Below are 19,000 nucleotides of genomic sequence, written 5' to 3' on the forward strand. Positions count from 1 at the left end.
TGGGGAACCTCCTTCGCGCCGGGGCCGTCCTGACGATCAGGCCCGATCCTCACGGACGACCGCCACCTCCCCGGCGGGCACCGCCAGCTCACCGGCACACCGCTCACCGGTCAACAGCTCGACGCCGGCCACCGGGAGCCGGACCTGCGCCCCCGTGTGGTTGAGGACGAACAGCCAGGTCCGCTCACCGTCGCGTCGTCGTACCACCTCCACGCCGGTCGGCGCCGGCACCGCCGGGCGGACGCCGGCCTCGTCGAGGAGCCGGGCGACCAGCCGGTCGGTGGCCGGCTCGTCCAGCCGGGTGGCGACGTACCACGCGGCGCCGTCGCCGACCCGGTGCCGGGTCAGCGCCGGCACGCCCGGCAAGGGCCCGTCGGTGTACGACGACAGCACCTCCGCGCCGTCGGGGTGCACCCATTCGGTCCACACGTCGGCGGTGCTGCCGTCGTCGAGGCGCACCTGTTCGCCCGCGCGCAGCGGGAAGAACTCCTCGGTGCGTACGCCGAGCAGGTCGCGGAACGCGCCCGGGTAGCCGCCCAGCCGGATGTGGTCGTTCTCGTCGACGACGCCGCTGAAGTAGGTGACCGCCACCGTGCCGCCGGCCTCGACGTACCTGTGCAGTGCCTCGACGTCCGCGTCGCGCACCAGGTAGAGGGTGGGTGCGAGGACCAGCCGGTAGCGGCTGAGATCGGCGGACGGGTGCACGATGTCGGCGGTCACGCCGGCCCGCCACAGCGCGCCGTACAGGGCGTTGAGCCGGTCGGTGTAGGTGACGTCGACGCTGGGGTGCGAGTCCAACTCGACAGCCCACCACGCCTCCCAGTCGAACAGGATCGCCACGTCGGCGTCCACCCGGCTGCCGCGTACCTCGGCGAGCGCCCTCAGGTCCGCGCCGAGCTGGCACACCTCGCGGAACACCTTGGTGTCCGGGCCGGCGTGCGGCACCAGTGCCGAGTGGAACTTCTCCGCGCCGGCCCGGGAGGCACGCCACTGGAAGAACAGCACCCCGTCCGCGCCGCGGGCGACGTGCGCGAGGCTGTTGCGGCGCAGCTGCCCGGGCAGCTTGGCCACGTTGCGCGGCTGCCAGTTGACGGCACTCGTGGAGTGCTCCATCAGCAGCCACGGGTCACCCCCGGCGACGCCCCGGGTGTGATCGGCGGCGAGCGCCAGCCCGAGGTGCGCCAGCGGGTCGGCGGCGGTCAGGTAGTGGTCGTTCGAGACGAGGTCCACGTCGGGCGCCCAGGAGTGGTAGTCCATGTGCTTGACGTTCATGCCGATCATGAAGTTGGTGGTGATCGGCTGCTGGACCAGGGTCTTGAGCAGCGCGCGTTCGGCGCGGAGCTGGGCGCGCTGCTCGTCGGAGGAGAACCGCAGGAAGTCCAACTGCTGCGTGGGGTTGGCGAAGGTCGGCGCGGTCCGTGGCGGGTTGATCTCGGCCCAGTCGCCGTAGCGCTGGCTCCAGAAGGCGGTGCCCCAGGCGTCGTTGAGCCGGTCCAGGTCGCCGTACCGCTCGCGCAGCCAGCCCCGGAACGCCTCGGCGCTGACGTCGCAGTAGCAGTGCACGTTGTGACAGCCCAGTTCGTTGGAGACGTGCCACATCACCACGGCGGGATGCTCGGCGTACCGGCCGGCGACCGCGCGCACCAACTCCAGTGACCGCTCGCGGAACACCGGCGAGCTGGGGCAGTACGCCTGCCGGCCGCCCGGCCAGAGGACCGCGCCGTCGGCCCGGCGGGGCAACGTCTCCGGGTGCGCGCGGGCCAGCCAGGGTGGCGGGCTGGCGGTGGCGGTGGCCAGGTCGACCTGGATGCCGCCGTCGTGCAGCAGGTCCAGGACGCGGTCCAGCCAACCGAACTCGAACCGGCCCGGGCTGGGCTCCAGCAGCGCCCACGAGAAGATGCCGACGGAGACCAGGTTGACCCCGGCCCGGCGCATCAGCTCGACGTCCTCGGACCAGGTTTCCTCGGGCCACTGCTCGGGGTTGTAGTCGCCGCCGAAATGGATGCCGTCGCCCTGCCATCGCCGCATGACAGCTGAGGGTGCACCCGGCGATCCACGCAAGTCAACAGTTTCCAACATCGATTTCCTTTCCAACGTTTACCACGTAACGGCCGCGTCACGACTGGGTTATCAGAGGCGAACAGCCCTCTTGACAGCGCCCTGCGGACGGGTAGCTTGAGGCCCCAATGGCCGTTCGTGTTCGCCAATGTGGATTCTCGGTGGATCCCGATGTGTCATCACGACGGCGGTTCCGCAGTCACCACCTCTGATGGCCCTTGGACTAGCACCTCTTCATCCGCAGGAGGCACAGATGTCCCGTCCCCGATCCCAAGCCGAGTACCTGGCTCGGCTCGTACCGCCGTCCGTCGCCGGCATCAACCGACGGTCGCTGCTGGCCGGCGCGGCCGGCACCGGCGCGCTGCTCGGCACCGGCCTGCTCGCCGGCTGCGGCGACGACTCCGGCTCCGGCGGGTCCAGCAAGGACGTGTCGCTCGGGTCCAACCAGTCCGACCCGAAGCCCAAGGATGTCCTGGTGAAGGTCACCGACGGGTTCAAGACCTCGTCCGGTGTCCAGGTCGCGGTGAACACGGTCGACCACAACACGTTCCAGGAGAACATCAACAACTACCTCCAGGGCAAGCCGGACGACGTGTTCACCTGGTTCGCCGGCTACCGGATGCGCTTCTTCGCGCAGAAGGGCCTGGCCGGCGACATCAGCGACGTGTGGAGCAAGCTCTCCGGCTATTCCGACGCGTTCAAGAAGGCATCCACAGGCGACGACGGCAAGCAGTACTTCGTCCCGGCGACGTACTACCCGTGGGCCGTCTTCTACCGCAAGTCGGTCTGGAAGCAGTACGGCTACCAGGTGCCCACGACCCTCGACCAGTTCACCGCGCTCGGCACGCAGATGAAGAGAGACGGCCTGACCCCTGTCGCCTTCGCCGACAAGGACGGCTGGCCGGCGATGGGCACCTTCGACATCCTCAACCTGCGGATCAACGGCTACCAGTTCCACATCGACCTGATGGCCGGCAAGGAGGCCTGGACCTCCGACAAGGTCAAGAAGGTGTTCGACACCTGGGCCGGTCTGCTCCCCCTGCACCAGCCGGACAGCCTCGGACGCACCTGGCAGGAGGCCGCCCAGTCGTTGCAGCAGAAGAAGAGCGGCATGTACCTGCTCGGCCTCTTCGTCGGTCAGCAGTTCACCAACGAGGAGCAGGACGACCTCGACTTCTTCACCTTCCCCGAGATCGACCCCTCGATCGGCGCCAAGGCGCTCGACGCGCCGATCGACGGCTACATGATGGCCCGCAAGCCCAAGAACGAGGACAACGCCCGCAAGCTGCTTGAGTACTTCGGTGGCAAGGACGCGGCGGACATCACCGTCAAGAACGACCCGGCCACCCTGGTCGCCAACACCGGCGCGGACGTCAGCGGCTACACCGCCCTGCAGAAGAAGGCCGCGGAGCTGGTCGGGTCGGCCACCGAGATCGCGCAGTTCCTCGACCGGGACACCCGACCGGACTTCGCCTCCACGGTGATCATTCCGGCGATCCAGCAGTTCATCAAGGACCCCAAGGACATCGGCGGGCTCACCTCGTCCATCGAGAACCAGAAGAAGTCGATCTTCACCGACTGACGGCGGAAGGGGGAGGACATCGTGTCCGACCTGCCCCTGATCCAAGCGGATCGCGCCGTGCCGCCGCCGGCCGCGACCACCTCCACGGGTGGTCGTCGCCGGCGGCTACGGCTCCTGTCCCGCACCGACCGCGTGGTCATCACGCTGATGGTGCTCGTCCCGCTGCTGCTCGTCACCGGATTCGTCTGGCTGCCGGCGGCGGCCACCGTGCTGCTCTCCGGCACCAACTGGGACGGCATCGGCCCACTCAACGAGATCGAGTTCGTCGGCGCGCGCAACTACAGCGACGTGGTGAACATCTACCCGCCGTTCGTGCCGGCGATCCAGCACAACCTGCTCTGGCTGGCGGTGCTGTTCGTGGTCGCCACCCCGTTCGGCATGTTCCTGGCCGTGCTGCTGGACAAGGAGTTGCGGGGCAGCCGCTTCTACCAGACCGCGCTCTACCTGCCGGTGGTGCTCTCGCTGGCGCTCATCGGCTTCGTCTGGCAGCTGCTCTACTCCCGCGACCAGGGGCTGATCAACGCCGTCTTCGGCAGCAACATCGACTGGTACGGCGACTCGAACGTCAACATCTGGGCGGTCATGGTCGCCTCCGGTTGGCGGCACGTCGGCTACATCATGCTGCTCTACCTGGCCGGGCTCAAGGGCGTCGACCCGTCGCTGCGAGAGGCCGCCGCGGTCGACGGCGCCTCGGAGAGCCGGGCGTTCTTCCGGGTCGTCTTCCCGGTGCTGCGGCCCATCAACATCATCGTGCTGGTGGTGACGGTGATCGAGTCGCTGCGCGCGTTCGACCTGGTCTGGGTGGTCAACAAGGGCCGCAACGGGTTGGAGCTGATCTCCGCGCTGGTCACCCAGAACGTGGTGGGTGAGGCGAGCCGGATCGGGTTCGGCTCGGCACTGGCCACGATCATGCTTGTCGTCTCGCTTGTCTTCATCACCATCTACCTGGCGACAGTGATGAGGGAGAACCGGCAATGAGCACCGACATCCCGGTCCGTCGCCGCAGGCCGACCCCGCTGCGGCTGCTGCTGCACGGCTTCCTCATCGTCGTCGCGCTGGTCTGGCTCTTCCCGATCGCCTGGGCGGTGCTGACCTCGCTGCGCTCGTACGAGTACACGGCAGTCAACGGCTACGTCTCGTTCGGCGGCTGGACCTTCGACAACTACGTCACCGCCTGGCGGACGGCGGAGTTCGGCAAGCACTTCCTCAACTCGGTGTACATCACGGTGCCCGCGGTGCTGCTGACGCTCTTCCTCGCCTCCTGCGTGGCGTTCGTCATCGCCCGGTTCAGCTGGAAACTCAACCTGGTCCTGCTCGGCATCTTCACCGCGGCCAACCTGCTGCCCCAACAGGCGTTGCTCATCCCCCTGTTCCGGCTGTTCACCGAGGTGCCGCTGCCGGAGTTCATGAGCGACTCGGAGCTGCTCTACGACAGCTACTGGGGGCTGATCCTGATCAACGTGGCCTTCCAGTGCGGGTTCTGCGTCTTCGTGCTCAGCAACTACATGAAGGCGCTGCCCCGCGACCTGTACGAGGCGGCGATGGTCGACGGCGCGAGCATCTGGCGGCAGTACTGGCAGGTCACCATGCCGCTGTGCCGGCCGGCCCTGGCCGCACTGGCCACCCTGGAGGTGACCTGGATCTACAACGAGTTCTTCTGGGCCACGGTCCTGATGCGTACCGGCGACAAGTTCCCGGTGACCAGCTCGCTCAACAACCTGCGCGGCGAGTTCTTCACCGACAACAACCTGGTCTCGGCGGGCAGCGTGCTCGTCGCGATCCCCACCCTGGTGATCTTCTTTATGCTCCAGCGGCACTTCGTCCGGGGCCTGACCTTGGGAGCCTCGAAGGGATGACGATCCTGCACCTGCGCCACGCGCGGACCAGCCTGGTGCTCGACGCGCGCGGCCCGGGGCTGCCCCGGGTCGTGCACTGGGGTGGCGACGTCGGCGACCTCGACGACGAGGGCCTGCGCCAGCTCACCGACGCGACGGCACCGCCTGTGGTGCCGAGCAGCTTCGACGAGCCCGCCGTGCTGTCGCTGCTGCCGGAGGCGAGCGCCGGCTGGAGCGGCAGGCCTGCTCTGGCCGGGCACCGTGACGGGCGGGACTGGTCCACGGCGTTCCGGTTGGACGGTGTCGACGTGGACCAGCCCGCCGACGCCACGGCGCGGGTGGTCGTGCGCGCGTCGGACGCGGCCGCCGGACTGTCCCTGACCATCGAGCTGACGCTGACCAGCGCGGCCTGCTGACCCTCCGCCACCGGCTGCGCAACGACGGCGACGGCGCGTACGAGCTGCGGGAGCTGACGCCCGTGCTGCCGGTGCCGGCGGTCGCCACCGAACTGCTCGACCTGACCGGCCGCTGGTGCCGGGAACGGTCCCCGCAGCGGCATCCGTGGCAGCACGGCGCCTGGGTCCGCGAGGGCCGGCACGGCCGTACCGGGCACGACGCCACCCTGCTGCTGGTGGCCGGCACCGCCGGGTTCGACTTCGGCCACGGCGAGGTGTGGGCGGTGCACACCGCGTGGAGCGGCGACCACGTCACGTTCGCCGAGCGCCGTCCCACAGGCGAGTCGACAGTCGGCGGCGGCGAACTGCTGGCCCCCGGCGAGATCCGGCTCGGCCCCGGCGAGTCGTACGACACTCCCCTGCTCTACGCCGTCTGGTCCGATGCCGGGCTGGACGGGCTCAGCGACGTACTCCATTCCCACCTGCGGGCCCGGGCCGGGCACCCGCGCTCCCCGCGCCCGGTCACGCTGAACGTCTGGGAGGCCGTCTACTTCGACCACGACCTGGACCGGCTGCGGGCGCTCGCCGACCGGGCGGCGCAGATCGGGGTGGAGCGGTTCGTGCTCGACGACGGCTGGTTCCGCGGCCGGCGCGACGACACAGCAGGGCTCGGCGACTGGTACGTCGACGAGGACGTCTGGCCCGACGGCCTGCAACCGCTCATCGACCACGTGACAGGTCGGGGCCTGCAGTTCGGTCTCTGGGTGGAGCCGGAGATGGTCAACCCGGACTCGGACCTGTACCGCGCGCACCGTGACTGGCTGCTGGCCGTACCGGGGCGGCTGCCGCCGGCCTGGCGCAACCAGCAGGTGCTCGACCTGGGCCGCCCCGAGGCGTACGACCACCTGCTGGAACGGCTCGACGAACTGCTCAGCGCCCATCCCGGAATCAGCTACCTCAAGTGGGACCAGAACCGGGACCTCACCGAGGCCGGGCACCACGGCCGACCCGGCGTGCACGGGCAGACGCTTGCGGTCTACCGGCTCCTCGACGAATTGCGCAGACGGCACCCCGGCGTGGAGATCGAGAGCTGCTCGTCCGGCGGCGCCCGGGTGGACCTGGCCATCCTGGCCCGCACCGACCGGGTCTGGGCCAGCGACTGCAACGACGCCCTGGAACGGCTCGCCATCCAGCGCTGGACCGGGCTGCTGCTGCCACCGGAACTGATCGGCACGCACATCGGCCCGGAACGCTCGCACACCACCCACCGCGTGCACGACCTGGCCTTCCGGGCGGCCACCGCGCTGTTCGGCCACCACGGCATCGAGTGGGACATCGCGTCGATCAGCGCCGCCGAACAGACCGAGCTGGCCGCCTGGGTGGCGCTGCACAAGCGGCTGCGCCCGCTGCTGCACGCCGGCCGGGTGGTCCGGGTCGACCACCCGGACCCGGCCGTCTGGGCGCACGGCGTGGTCGCGGGTGACAAGACCCGGGCGGTGTACGCGGTGGCACGGCTGGCCACCTCTGTGGCGCAGGTCCCGGGCGCGGTACGACTGCCCGGCCTCGACCCCGAGCGGCGTTACCGGGTACGGCCGGCGGACGGTGTCCCGGCCCCGGCGACGATCAACAGGTCCGCGCCGATCTGGCTGGCGACGGGCGTCACGCTCAGCGGCGCGGCGCTGGCCCGGGTGGGGGTGCAGATGCCCGCGTTGCACCCGGAGCAGAGCCTGGTCCTGGAGGTCGACGCCGTCGACTGAGCGGTCCGGAGGCGCGTGTGCTTCGCGCCGCCCCCTGTCGACGGCGGGCGGTACCGGGTGCCGGCGCTAGCCTGGGCAGCGACGTGTCACCGACCACGAGGGGCTGACGGCGCATGGCGTACGTGCTGCTGGGGATCGCCATCGCCGCCGAGGTGCTGGCGACCAGCCTGATCAAGAGCACCGCCGGGTTCAGTCGCCTGTGGCCGACTGTGGGTTGCCTCGCCGGCTACGGCGTGGCGTTCCTGCTGCTGGCCCAGGCGGTCAAGGAGATACCTGTGGGTGTGGCGTACGCGCTCTGGTCGGGTCTGGGAACCGCCGCCATCGTGGCGATCGGGGCGGTGTTCCTCGGCGAGTCGGTCGGGCCGGTGAAGCTCACAGGCATCGCTCTGATCATCGCGGGAGTGGTGATCGTGAACCTGGTCGGCGAGCACTGACCGAAACGGGCGTGGTGGCCGGGCCCGGCGTGGGGCTCGGCCACCAGCCCGTCGTTCAGCTCGCCGTGCAGCTCACGACAGGCGCGGCGTTCGTGCCGGTCCAACCGCCGATGAAGCCGAAGCTGGTGCTGGCACCGGCGGCCAGCCGTCCGTTGTAGTCCACGTTGCGCGCGGTCACCGTGGTGCCGCTGCTGGTCAGGGCCACATTCCAGGACTGGGTGACGCTCTGCCCGTTGGCGAAGGTCCACCCGGCGGTCCAGCCGGTGATCGCCCTCGCGCCGGCGGTCACCCGTACCTCACCCTGGAAGCCACCCTGCCAGGAGTTGGTGATCGTGTACGTCGCGGTGCAGCCACCGTTCGGCGGGGTCGTGGGCGGCGGGGTGGTCGGTGGGGGCGTCGTCGGCGGCGGGGTGGTCGGCGGGGGGATGCTGGCGTAGACGCTTGCCTCCCGGGCGGTCTGCCGGATGCCGTTCGCGCCGTTGAAGAGCCGCTGACCCCAGGTGGTCAGGTTGGCCGGGTTGAAGGACGTGGACAGGTCGAGGTATTCGACGCCACCGCCGTTGCCGCTCCACGACCAGCCCAGCCAGCCGATCCCGTTGGCCTGACTGTAGGCGAGGATGGTGTCCTCGTCGGGGTCGCCGTCGGAGTGGTTGAACCCGAACTCACCGACCACGATGGGCAGCCCGGCGGCCCGGAACCGGCCCAGGTAGTCGCTGATCTCCGCCGCGGTGTCGAACACCCCGTACATGTGGATGGAGAAGACCGTGTTGCGGGCCGGGTCGGCGGCGAAGACGGAGGCGGCGTTGTCGCGCATGGTGAACGACCAGTCCTGCCCCCAGTTCGGCGCGTCCACCATGATCGTGTGGGTCAGGCCGGCGGTGCGCAACCGCTTGATCGCCGCCGCGTTGTCGGTGGCCCAGGAACCGTAGTTCTGGTTGCCGTACGGCTCGTTGCCGATGTTGACGATGACGTACTTCTCCTGGCCGGCGAGGACGTCGGCCAGGCTGATCCAGTAGTCGACCGCTCGGGCGAGGGTGATCGCGCCGCTCTGCTCGCCGTACCCCGTGGTGTCGTGCACCTCGAGCACACAGATCAACCGGTTGGCCTTGCACAGCGAGATGACGTTCGCGACGTCCGCGTTGGTGTTGCGGGTCCACCTGTCGCCGCTGGAGAGCACCACCCGCACGGTGTTCGCGCCGAGCGCCTTCACGTCGGCGAACGAGCTGGTCTGCTGCGGGTACCAGGTGTGCGCGTGGTTGACGCCGCGCATGATGAATTCGGTGCCGTTGGCGTCGTACAACTTGCCGTTGGCGACTGTGAAACCGGCGGCGGCGCGGGCCGGCTGGCCGAACGCCAGCACCGCGACGAGCAGCGCCAGCAGCGCGGCGCCGGCGGCGGAGAGTCGAGTCTTCATGGCCTTCCTCAGGCAGGACCCCCGGTGCCCGACAGGGGTGGGACGTGACAGGGAAGGCGGCTGCAGCCCGGCAGCCACCGCTCGGCTCCCGGCGGCGCAGGCATCAGCGTAGGACGATGGATCGGTGGGCGCAACCGGTTCAGTGGCCGCAGCCGACCCCGCACAGCCGCGACGGCCCACGCGAGCGCAGGCCGTCACGGGGCGAACATCCCCACCACAGGATGCGCGCGACACCGAATCTTAACCGGTTAATCCCGTCACGCACCACCACCCGTGAACCGGACGGGAGGGTTGAGGGCTGCCGACCTGGGTATCCCGGGAACGATACGTCGGTGGAAGGGGAAACCAGGATGGTCAGCGTCGGCTACACCCTGATGGGCGAACAGGCCGGTCCCAAGCAGTTGGTCGACCACGCGATCCGGGCCGAGGCCGCCGGCTTCGACCAGCTGGTGATGTCCGACCACTACTACCCCTGGCTGGACTCCCAGGGCCACTCCCCGTACGCCTGGTCGGTGCTCGGCGCGGTCGCCCACGCCACCTCCCGCGCGGAGCTGATGTCCTTCGTCACCTGTCCGATCCGCCGCTACCACCCGGCAGTGGTCGCGCAGAAGGCAAGCACGATCGGCGCGCTCTCGGACGGACGCTTCACCCTCGGCCTGGGCGCGGGCGAGAACCTCAACGAGCACGTGGTCGGCGGTTGGCCGCACGTGCAACAGCGGCACGAGATGTTCGAGGAGGCGTTGCAGATCATCCGGCCGCTGCTCAACGGCGAGACGCTCACCTTCTCCGGCAACCACTTCGACGTGCCCGACGCGTACGTCTGGGACCGCCCCGAGCGTCCGGTGCCGATGGCCGTCGCCGCGTCCGGTCGGCAGTCCGCGACGCTTGCCGCCGAGTACGGCAACGGCATCATCGCCACCGAACCCGACCGGCACATCATCGAGATGTACGACGACGCCGGCGGCGCCGGCCAGCCCCGCTACGGGCAGGTGGCCATCTGCTACGGGCCGGACGAGGCGGAGTGCCGCAAGATCGTGCACGACCAGTTCCGCTGGTTCGGGCTGGGCTGGAAGGTCAACGCCGACCTGCCCGGGCCGGATTCCTTCGCCGCCGCCACCCAGTTCGTCCGGGAGGACGACGTCGCCCAGGGCGTCCCCTGCGGCCCGGACGTCGACGCGCACGTCGAGGCGTTCCGCAAGTTCGTCGACGCCGGCTTCACCCACGTGGCGATCATCCAGGTCGGCGGGGAGACCCAGCCGATGTTCCTGGACTGGGCGCAGGAGCAACTGCTGCCCCGGCTGCGGCAACTGTGAGGTTGACCCCCGGCGGCCGTTTCGGGAGGACCGAGCTGCGCCTCGCGATGGCCGCGCCCCGGCCGGCCGCCGGTCTGGTCAGCGAATGGCGGCTCGTCGACGGCCTGCGCACCCACACCCGGCGAAGCGAGGACCCGGGCACCGAGGCGCCGCCTGTGGTCCTGGTGCACGGGCTCGCGGTCTCCCACCGCTACCTGACCCCGCTTGCCGTCGCGCTCGCCGCCACCCATCAGGTGTACGTGCCGGACCTGCCCGGCTTCGGGCTGTCCGAGCGCCCCCGGGGCGCGTACGACGTGCGCCGGCACGCCGAGCACCTGGCCACCTGGCTTGCCGCGTACCGGCTGCCGCCGGTGTGCCTGCTCGGGCACTCGTTCGGTGCGGAGGTGGCCGCCTCGCTCGCCGCCACCCACCCGGACGCGGTACGTGCGCTGGTCCTGGCCGGGCCGACCAGCGACCCGGCTGCCCGGTCCCGTCGAGGGCTGTTCGGCAGGTGGCTGGTGGACACCGCGCGGGAGGCGCCGTTGCAGGCGCCGATCCTGGTGCGGGACGTGTGGAACGCCAGGCCCTGGCGGGTCTTCGCCACCCTGTCGCACTCGGCCCGCAACGCCATCGAGGCTGATCTGGTCCGGGTCACCGCGCCGACCCTCGTCGTCGCCGGACGTCGTGACCCGGTCGCACCGGCCGGCTGGCGGGACGAGGCGGCCCGGCTGGTCGACGGCGACCTCGTTGTCGTCCCCGGTGCCGCGCACAACGTGGCAACCACTGCCCCGACGGCGGTCGCCGACGCGGTCCGCCACCTCCTCAGCTCCACCCTGACGAAAAGGTGAACCCATGCGCTTCGGAAACACGGAGATCCGCCCGCTCGGCGGCGGACTCGGCTGCCTCCTGATGATCCTCTTCTCGATCGTCGCCTCGGTGGTGCTGACAGTCCTGCTCAACCTGGTGCTGTGAGGCCCGACCGCCTCAGCGGCGCAAACCCAGTGCGGTGAGCACCTCACGGGAGGCCAACCGGGCCGGGTCGAACACCGACCGGCGGATCCAGCGGGCCACCGGCGCGACGGTGGCCCGCCAGGCCGCCCTGACGCCGCGCGCCACCGGCACCACCGTCACCGACCAGACCCACCGGGCTCCGAGCAGCAGCGGGCGCAGCAGCAGGCGGTAGAGCAGCCGCAGCACCCGTCCGGCCGTCCGCCACGCGCCGAGGACGGCGGCGGCGAGCAGGCGACCGAGGCCACGAACCCCCCGCCAGATCCCGCTGGCCAGCCAGACCAACGCACCCCCGAGCAGCTCCACACCCCGCCAGAGGACCTCGCCGACGGGTGCGAGCAGCGCGCCCAGCCACACCAACGGCCTCCAGAACAGCCAGTGGGCAGCACGCCCCACCGCCGTCCCCACCACCGCCAGCAGGCCGCCGAGGGCGACCAGCGGAACCCAGACCAGCACGCGGGCCAGCCACGCGAGACCCCGCCCCGACCACAGCAGCGGAACCCAGACCAGCGTGCGGGCCGCCCACACCAGCGGAAGCCACAGCAGGTGGCGGACGCACCAGACAAGCGGCGCCAGCAGCCAGCGGCGCAGGAACCGGCCGGCCGGGGTGAGCAGGTGCCGGTGCACCAGCCGGCCGGCAGCCTCGATCAGCTCCCAGAGCAGGCGTACCGGCAGCACCACGACCAGCGCCACACCGCGCGCGACCGCCGCGACGAGCGGAAGCGCGACGGCGGCCGGCTCTCCCCCGTGCCCGGCCGTACGTGCCGTAGTGGGAGAGCCCGGACGACCGGGCAGCGGCGGGTGATCGGTGGGTCGGTCGGTCACGGTGGGCACGATAACGGTCCCGTGCCACGGCTCACGGTCCTGGACCGTTCAGTGTGGAGCGTTGTCGAGGTCCAGGTCGGCAAGCAGCGGATAGTGGTCCGAGGCCGTGTCGGCCGCACCGCCACGGATCACCCGACAGTCGGTGACGCGTTCGGCAAGCTCGGGGCTGCCGAACAGGTAGTCCAGGCGCATTCCGGCGAACTCGGCCCCGCCGAACCGGGTGGGCACGGTGAGCCCCTCGGCCTCCGGCGCCCCGGAGGCGGACGCGGGCCAGAGATCGACAAGCCCGGCGGCAAGCAACCGGGCGATGGCACGGGTGTCCACGGTCCCGCCGGCCCGTCGCAGGTGCCGCCGCCGGTACATCGCGGGCATCCCGGCCAGCCGTGCGGTGTGGTCGACGGTCGGATCGAGCGAGTTGAGATCGCCTGTGACAAGCGTCAGGGGCCCGGGCGCGCGTCGCACGGCCGACACCAGCCAGTCGACCTCCATCCGCCGGCGCCCACCGGAGTACGGATAGAGGTGGGCGCCCACCACGGTGAGCGGGCCGGCGGAGGTGGCCACCACGGCGCGGGCGGCGGCGTGGTGGAACGGGCGGCGCACCGGGCCCGCGTCGACGACCCGGTACGGCGGCCGGACCAGCACCGCCACCGGCTGCCCGAAGCAGGACCGGGCCAGGTGGGGCGCCATCCCCACCCGGCCCGCCACAGTGGCCATCAGCCCGTCGCGGTCGAAGCCGCGCAGCTCCTCCAGGGCCAGCACGTCCGGCGCCTGCTCGGTGACGACCCGGACCACCTGATCCAACCGGTCGGAACCACCGCGGTCCCGCCCGCCGGTGCGGATGTTCCAGGTCATCACGCGCAGCACGGCGCCGCGCTCAATCGGCCCGGCCGGCCCGCGCCAGCTCGTCGTCGAGGGTGTGCACGTCCTCCGACTCGATGGCCGGCTGGTTGCCTTCCTTCAGGTCGGCGTTCGGGCGGACGACGAGGTAGAGCAGCCCGATCCAGAGCGCGGAGAGCAGGATCGCACCCATGAAGTCGGTCGGGTGGTGCATGCCCCGGTACATCCGCGAGGTGGCCACGCCGACCGGCATGATCACGGCCAGCGCCACGAAGACCCACCGCCACCAGCGGTCGGTACGGGGGAACACGATGAGGGTGATGGCCAGCCAGACGCAGATCGTCGCCGCGATGTGCCCGGACGGGAACGACGAGGTGGGCATCTGCCCGTCCAGGTTCTCCACCGGCGGACGCGGCCGGTCGACCGCCCGCGCCGAGGCGAGGAAGAGGGTCAGCTCGCCGATCATCGCCAGCGCCACGAACAGCACCGGCCGCCAACGCCGCCACACCGCGAGCACCAGCGGGCAGAACACCAGCGAGATGAGCAGGATCGCGTGGGTGTCGCCGAACTTGCTCCACCACCAGCTCAGGTCGGTGAGCATCTCGGTGTGCCGCTCGGCGAACCAGCGCGGCACCTCCGTGTCCAGGGTGTCGAAGAAGGTGCCCTTGGCGTGGTAGCTGACGTACGTGCCGAAGCCGTACAGCGCGCCGAACACGAGCACCCAGCCGACCAGCAGCTCGGCCACCGCCGAGCGCGGATGGGCCAGCACGTGCTCCTCGGCCGGGGCGGGGGCGATGTCGTGCCCGGCCTCCGGCTCCAGACCCTCGCTCAGCGGCGGCACCGGCCGGCCCCGCTCGCGCCGCCACAGCCGGAAGGCGTACGCGGTGACGCCCAGCCACGCCGCGCCGAGCAGCCAGCCGCCGAACACGTCGGAGACGAAGTGCACGCCCAGCGCGATCCGGGTCAGGCCGATCAGCGCCACCAGCACGCCGACGCCGACGATCGCCGGCTTACGCCAGCGCGGCGCCATCGCCGGCAGGAACACCAGCAGCAGCGCCCCGTACGCGACGAACGAGCCGAGCGCGTGCCCGCTGGGGAAGCTGTTCCCCGGGGCGCTGGCGACCGGCACGTCCACGATCGGGCGGAGCCGGCCGACGAGCGTCTTGAGTGACGGGTCGAGGATCAGACCGCCGACCCCTGTGATGATCAGGTAGACGGCCAGTCGGGGCTGCCGCCGGATCAGCAGACCGACCACCGCGATGGTGACCAGCCAGATGAGAATCGGCCGGCCGCCCAGGTCGGTCACCGCCTGGAGCACTGTGACGAGTGCGTGGTGCGGGGCGACGAGCCCGTTGAACCACTCGGCGACGGCGTGGTCCGCGTCCTGCAACGGGCTCCAGCGCACCCGCACGAGCAGCAACAGCAGCCCGAAGGCCACCCCGGCGCCAGTGACGGCCGCCAGGCCGGCGACGCTCCGTTCGGCGAAATGACCGATCGGACGCCGCGCCACCTCTTTGACCGCGGTCACCCCGCACCTCCCTTGTCGTCTCTGGCGAGGCGCTTTACCCGATCCGCGTCGTGCGTACACGCGGGGGGCGCTACAGGGCGGACATGTCCCCGGTGTCGAGCAGCTCGCCGCGCTGGGCGTCGGGCTCCCACAGGTCCGGTTGGGCGGGCTCCTGCACGCCGATGCGCAGCGCCTCCAACTGGGCGGCGAACGCCAGCCCGCCGAAGAGCGCGATCCCGGTCAGGTTGGCCCAGAGCAGCAGCGCCATCATGCCCGTCAACGCGCCGTAGGTCTGCCCGAAGCCGTCACTGAACCGCACGTACGCGGCCAGCAGCAGGCTGGCCATCCACCACAGGGCGGTGGCGATGCCGGCGCCGAAGAGCAGCCAGGACAGGCCGGGCTGCCGGCGGCGGGGCGCGTGCCGAAACAGCACGGCCACCGCGAGCACGGTCAGCCCGAGGCTCAGCGGGAAACGTACGGCGTCCCAGATGCCCTGGGCGACATCGCCCCACTCGTAGTGCTCGCGCACCGAGTCACCCATCGCGCCGCCGCCGACCAGGATGAGGAACCCGGCGAGCGCGGGCAGGCCCGCGGTGACTGCGAGGACGGCGGCGCGCAGGTACTTGCCCAGCGCGGGGCGGTCCCGTTCGACGCCGTAGATGCGGTTGGCGCCCCGCTCGATCTGGGCCATCGTGGTGGTCAACGCGATCAGGCCGGTGAGCAGACCCAGGGTGAGCGCCAGCTCCCCGGCGTCCTCGACCCGCTCGCCCTCGCCGAGCAGCTCGCCGACCACCTGCTCGCTCTGGCCGGGAGTGAGCGCCAGGACGGTATCGGCGACCACCTGGCCGCCCTCCCGGACGCCCAGCTCGCTGACCAGCCCGGTGAGGGCGATCAGGAACGGCACCACGGCGAGGCACAGTTGCAGCGCGAACGCCCGGGAGTGGCTGAACCCGTCGCCGTAGCGGAACCGGATGAAGGCGTCCCGCAGCAGGTGCCAGCCACCCTGCCGGCGCAGCGTGCGCCAGGCGTCGTCGGCGGACAGCTCCGCGTCGGCCATCAGCCGGGTCTCCGGCACGATGCGGGTGCTACTCACGGCGCGCTTCCTCGATCAGCTGCTCGCCCCGCTCTCCGGCGCCCTGTGCGTCGACGGCCAGGTCGGGGGCGTCCTGCGGCTGGGGGACGCAGAGCCAGAGCGACTCGGGCTTGATGTCCGCCCGCAGTTGGCGGCCCGGGGCGATGAGGTCGCCGTCGAGCTCGCGCGGCTGGGCCCGGTTGCTGGTGACCACCACGCTGCGGCCGCGGAACACCTCCATCCGGGGCACCTCGCCGCTGCGGCGGATCACCGCCCAGCCGAGCGCGAGCCAGTGCCGCAGGCTGTGCGGGGTGAGCACCGCGACGTCGAGCCAGCCGTCGTCCGGCTCGGCCTCGGTGAGCAGCCGTACGCCGCCCTGGAGCCGGCCCACGTTAGCGATCAGGACCGAGCGGGCCCGACGGCGTACCGGTGGCCGGTCGTCGATGCGGATCTGCACCCGCATCGGCCTGTCGCGCAGGTGCCGGACGGCGCCCACCACGTACGCCGGCCAGCCGATGCGGGCCTTGGTGGTCTCGTTCGTGGCTTCGAGCATCTGGGCGTCGAAGCCCATGCCTGCCATCACCGTGAAGTAGCGGTCCTCGACCGCGCCGACGTCGAGCAGCCGACGGCCCCGCTCGACGGCGACCTGGAGGCCGGCCGCCAGGTCGGTGGAGAGGCCCAGGTTGGCGGCGAGCAGGTTGCCGGTGCCCTGCGGCAGCACGGCGAGGGCCACCTCGGTGCCGACCAGCGCGCTGACGCAGGACATCACGGTGCCGTCGCCACCGCAGGCGAAGACCAGGTCCACCCCGTCCTTGACTGCCTGCTCGGTCTGGCCCCGGCCCGGGTCGTCGACTGTCGTCTCGTACCACTGAGGGGCCGGCCAGCCGGCGGCGGCCAGGGCGTCGTCGACCGTGCGTCGCAGCTCGTCGAGATCGTCGACCTTCACCGGGTTGACCACCACTGCCGAGCGCAGCCCGCCGTCGCCGCCCGAGGGTCGTCTGTCCTGTCCAGGATCCACGGCGTCAGTGTGCAGCACCGGGACGGCTTCAGCGAGCCCGTGGACGCCGGGCGTCGGAAGTGCCACAGACAGGTTTCAACGCCTGCGGGGCGGTCAGGCGGTGGTCCGCAGGGCGTTCTCCACCCGCTGGCGCAGATCGTCGAGGTCGACGCCGGATTCGGTGAGCACCTGCGCGCCCAGCCCGTGGCCCTCGCGGAGCACGCCCAGCAGGATGTGCTCGGTGCCGATGTGCTTGTGGCGCAGGCGCAGCGCCTCCCGCAGGGACAGCTCCAGGACCTTCTTCGACCGGGGTGAGAACGGCCCGCCCAGGTGCCTCCTGCGCCTCCAGCGGCGGCGCGGCGCGGGTACGGCCTCGCGCAGCGCGTCCGGGCCGAAGGACTCCTCGATGCGGGCCACTATCGCGGCCAGGTCGATGCCGATCTCCCGCAGGGCTGCCGCGTCGGCGTCGCCGAGGCCGGCGCCGCCGCTGGCGGTGTGCCGGCGTACCCGCTCGCGAAGGTCGTCGGCGCGCACGCCGGCGTCGGTCAGTACGCGGCTGGCCAGCCCGGCCTCGTCGGCGAGCAGGGCGAGCAGCAGGTGCTCGGTGCCGACCGGTCGTTGCCCCTCGGCCCGTGCCTCCTCCAGCGCCCGCCGCACCACGTCGCGCGCCCGGTCGGTGAACCGTTCGAACATCACGCCTCCCAGGATGAGTTGACCGCCGGTCGTCCGGCGTGCTTCTTGTGCACCGCCTGCCGGCTGACCTCGAGCGCGTCGGCGATCTCCTGCCAGGACCAGCCCTGTCGACGGGCGTTGTCCACCTGGACCACCTCGAGCCGCTCGAGCAGCCGGCGCAGCGCGCGAACGGCGCGCAGCCCGACCCGGGGGTCGGTGCTGCCGGCTGCCGCCGCGAGTTCCGTCGCCTGACTCATGCCGTCAACATACGTTGACAGCGCCACTCGTGTCAACCTCGGTTGACGAGGCGTGGGTGAACCGGCCCCGCTGCCGCACCCGCCCGACTACCCTCGGTGAGGGACAGCGTGGTCGTGCCGGGCGCGACGCCCGGGAGGTGATGTCGGATGACCGCATCCGCCGATGCGGAGGTGATCGTCGGCCTCGGCTCGGAGCGCGATCTCCCGGTCGTCCAGCAGGCGGCCCTGGAGGCCGCCGGGCACGGCCGGGCACTGCGCCTGCTGCACACCTTCGACTGGCACGCGGCCTTCGCCGCCGACACCGTCGCCGCGCCCCGGGACCGGGCCGAGCAGCTGATCGCACAGGCCACCCAACTCGCCCACCGGACCGAACCGGGGCTCACCGTACGCGGCGAGATCGTCGAGAGCGCCATGCTGATGACTCTCATCCGGCGCTCGGAGGCGGCCTTCCTGCTGGCGGTCGGCGACAGCGGCATGGCCGGCAGCGGTAAGTGCGTACCGGCCGAGACGCCCGCGGTGCAGTTGGCAGCGCGGGCCGGCTGCCCACTGCTGGCGGTCCGCAGCGAGCCACCGCCGCAGGGCCCGGTGCTTGTCGGCGTCGACGGTTCACCCAGCTCCCACCTCGCCCTGCGCTGGGCCCTGGAGTGCGCGGCCCAGCGTGGCGCACGACTCCTGGCCATGCGGGTGGCGGAGTACGACGAGGACACCGACGCGGTCACCGAGCAGCTCACCGAGGCGCTGGCTCGGCACACCGCCGACCGCCCCGGGGTGGTGACCGAGAGCCGTGTCGAGCGCGGCGATCCCGGCGAGGTGCTCGTCGAGACGTCCCGCTCGGCGCAGGTGGCGGTGGTCGCGGCCCGGGGTGACGAACCAGGCCGAGCCATGTTGGGCGCCGTCGCCCAGTCCCTGCTCTACCACTCCCCCGCCCCGGTGGTCGTCGTGCGAGGCCTCGCCACGAAGCCGCTCACCGGCCCCGCCGCCCGCCCGACACGGGACCAACGGCCCTGATCCGGGGCGCCGCCAGCCGCGAAGCTGGACGCCGGACGCCCATCCGACCC

At 71.5% G+C, this 19,000-nt stretch carries 17 protein-coding genes and 1 pseudogene; 9 read left to right on the forward strand and 9 right to left on the reverse strand.

Features of this window, described 5'->3' with window-relative positions:
* Nucleotides 1-36 precede the first annotated feature (36 nt).
* Nucleotides 37-2,028, reverse strand: coding sequence for a beta-galactosidase (locus AB0N27_RS25590; protein WP_364374756.1), 1,992 nt, complete (start codon nt 2,026-2,028; stop codon nt 37-39).
* A gap of 283 nt (nt 2,029-2,311) precedes the next feature.
* Between AB0N27_RS25590 and AB0N27_RS25595 the strand changes: the two genes are divergently transcribed.
* The 6 genes and pseudogenes from AB0N27_RS25595 (at nt 2,312) to AB0N27_RS25620 (ending at nt 8,061) form a co-directional block, all read left to right on the forward strand.
* A complete protein-coding gene (locus AB0N27_RS25595; RefSeq protein ID WP_364374759.1) occupies nt 2,312-3,640 on the forward strand; it encodes an ABC transporter substrate-binding protein in 1,329 nt (442 codons plus the stop codon).
* A gap of 21 nt (nt 3,641-3,661) precedes the next feature.
* Nucleotides 3,662-4,618, forward strand: a complete 957-nt coding sequence (locus AB0N27_RS25600) for a sugar ABC transporter permease (protein ID WP_364374762.1) — start codon at nt 3,662-3,664, stop codon at nt 4,616-4,618.
* Nucleotides 4,615-5,496, forward strand: coding sequence for a carbohydrate ABC transporter permease (locus tag AB0N27_RS25605; protein ID WP_364374765.1), 882 nt, complete (start codon nt 4,615-4,617; stop codon nt 5,494-5,496). The genes AB0N27_RS25600 and AB0N27_RS25605 overlap by 4 nt, the downstream gene beginning before the upstream one ends.
* A pseudogene (locus tag AB0N27_RS25610) lies at nt 5,493-7,228 on the forward strand (alpha-galactosidase); the annotation flags it as partial. The gene AB0N27_RS25605 and the pseudogene AB0N27_RS25610, both read left to right, overlap by 4 nt.
* Before the next feature lie 168 nt (nt 7,229-7,396).
* Nucleotides 7,397-7,627: a GH36 C-terminal domain-containing protein gene (locus tag AB0N27_RS25615; RefSeq protein ID WP_364375017.1), complete on the forward strand. Its 231-nt coding sequence runs from the start codon at nt 7,397-7,399 to the stop codon at nt 7,625-7,627.
* A 113-nt stretch (nt 7,628-7,740) separates the two neighbouring features.
* Nucleotides 7,741-8,061: a multidrug efflux SMR transporter gene (locus AB0N27_RS25620; protein WP_364374768.1), complete on the forward strand. Its 321-nt coding sequence runs from the start codon at nt 7,741-7,743 to the stop codon at nt 8,059-8,061.
* A 55-nt stretch (nt 8,062-8,116) separates the two neighbouring features.
* On the opposite strand, the gene AB0N27_RS25625 is transcribed toward AB0N27_RS25620, so the two are convergent.
* A complete protein-coding gene (locus AB0N27_RS25625; RefSeq protein WP_364374771.1) occupies nt 8,117-9,475 on the reverse strand; it encodes a cellulase family glycosylhydrolase in 1,359 nt (452 codons plus the stop codon).
* 350 nt (nt 9,476-9,825) lie between these two features.
* Here AB0N27_RS25625 and AB0N27_RS25630 point away from each other — a divergent pair, with 350 nt between their 5' ends.
* Together AB0N27_RS25630 and AB0N27_RS25635 are read left to right on the forward strand one after the other, a co-directional pair.
* A complete protein-coding gene (locus tag AB0N27_RS25630; protein ID WP_364375020.1) occupies nt 9,826-10,788 on the forward strand; it encodes a TIGR03557 family F420-dependent LLM class oxidoreductase in 963 nt (320 codons plus the stop codon).
* Nucleotides 10,785-11,615: an alpha/beta hydrolase gene (locus AB0N27_RS25635; RefSeq protein ID WP_364374774.1), complete on the forward strand. Its 831-nt coding sequence runs from the start codon at nt 10,785-10,787 to the stop codon at nt 11,613-11,615. Before AB0N27_RS25630 ends, AB0N27_RS25635 begins: the two co-directional genes overlap by 4 nt.
* Before the next feature lie 136 nt (nt 11,616-11,751).
* Here AB0N27_RS25635 and AB0N27_RS25640 read toward each other — a convergent pair whose 3' ends face one another.
* The 7 genes from AB0N27_RS25640 to AB0N27_RS25670 all read right to left on the reverse strand — a co-directional run bounded on the left by AB0N27_RS25640 (nt 11,752) and on the right by AB0N27_RS25670 (nt 17,942).
* Nucleotides 11,752-12,600: a hypothetical protein gene (locus tag AB0N27_RS25640; RefSeq protein WP_364374777.1), complete on the reverse strand. Its 849-nt coding sequence runs from the start codon at nt 12,598-12,600 to the stop codon at nt 11,752-11,754.
* 48 nt (nt 12,601-12,648) lie between these two features.
* Nucleotides 12,649-13,464, reverse strand: a complete 816-nt coding sequence (locus AB0N27_RS25645) for an endonuclease/exonuclease/phosphatase family protein (RefSeq protein ID WP_364374780.1) — start codon at nt 13,462-13,464, stop codon at nt 12,649-12,651.
* Between the two features lie 10 nt (nt 13,465-13,474).
* Nucleotides 13,475-14,965, reverse strand: coding sequence for a phosphatase PAP2 family protein (locus AB0N27_RS25650; RefSeq protein WP_364374783.1), 1,491 nt, complete (start codon nt 14,963-14,965; stop codon nt 13,475-13,477).
* Nucleotides 14,966-15,035: 70 nt separating this feature from the next.
* Complete coding sequence (locus AB0N27_RS25655; protein ID WP_364374786.1) at nt 15,036-16,037, reverse strand: YihY/virulence factor BrkB family protein; 1,002 nt, start codon at nt 16,035-16,037, stop codon at nt 15,036-15,038.
* Nucleotides 16,030-17,034 (reverse strand): diacylglycerol kinase family protein, encoded by a 1,005-nt coding sequence (locus tag AB0N27_RS25660; RefSeq protein ID WP_364374789.1) that lies wholly within the window; start codon nt 17,032-17,034, stop codon nt 16,030-16,032. The genes AB0N27_RS25655 and AB0N27_RS25660 overlap by 8 nt, the downstream gene beginning before the upstream one ends.
* A gap of 93 nt (nt 17,035-17,127) precedes the next feature.
* Nucleotides 17,128-17,706 (reverse strand): Clp protease N-terminal domain-containing protein, encoded by a 579-nt coding sequence (locus AB0N27_RS25665; RefSeq protein WP_364375023.1) that lies wholly within the window; start codon nt 17,704-17,706, stop codon nt 17,128-17,130.
* Nucleotides 17,706-17,942 (reverse strand): HTH domain-containing protein, encoded by a 237-nt coding sequence (locus AB0N27_RS25670; protein ID WP_007457155.1) that lies wholly within the window; start codon nt 17,940-17,942, stop codon nt 17,706-17,708. The genes AB0N27_RS25665 and AB0N27_RS25670 overlap by 1 nt, the downstream gene beginning before the upstream one ends.
* A gap of 147 nt (nt 17,943-18,089) precedes the next feature.
* On the opposite strand from AB0N27_RS25670, the gene AB0N27_RS25675 reads away from it, so the two are divergent.
* On the forward strand, nt 18,090-18,950 hold the full coding sequence (locus AB0N27_RS25675; protein WP_364374793.1) for a universal stress protein: 861 nt from the start codon (nt 18,090-18,092) through the stop codon (nt 18,948-18,950).
* Nucleotides 18,951-19,000 lie beyond the last annotated feature (50 nt).

Origin of the sequence: Micromonospora sp. NPDC093244, assembly GCF_040683695.1 — a bacterium.
GTDB lineage: Bacteria > Actinomycetota > Actinomycetes > Mycobacteriales > Micromonosporaceae > Micromonospora.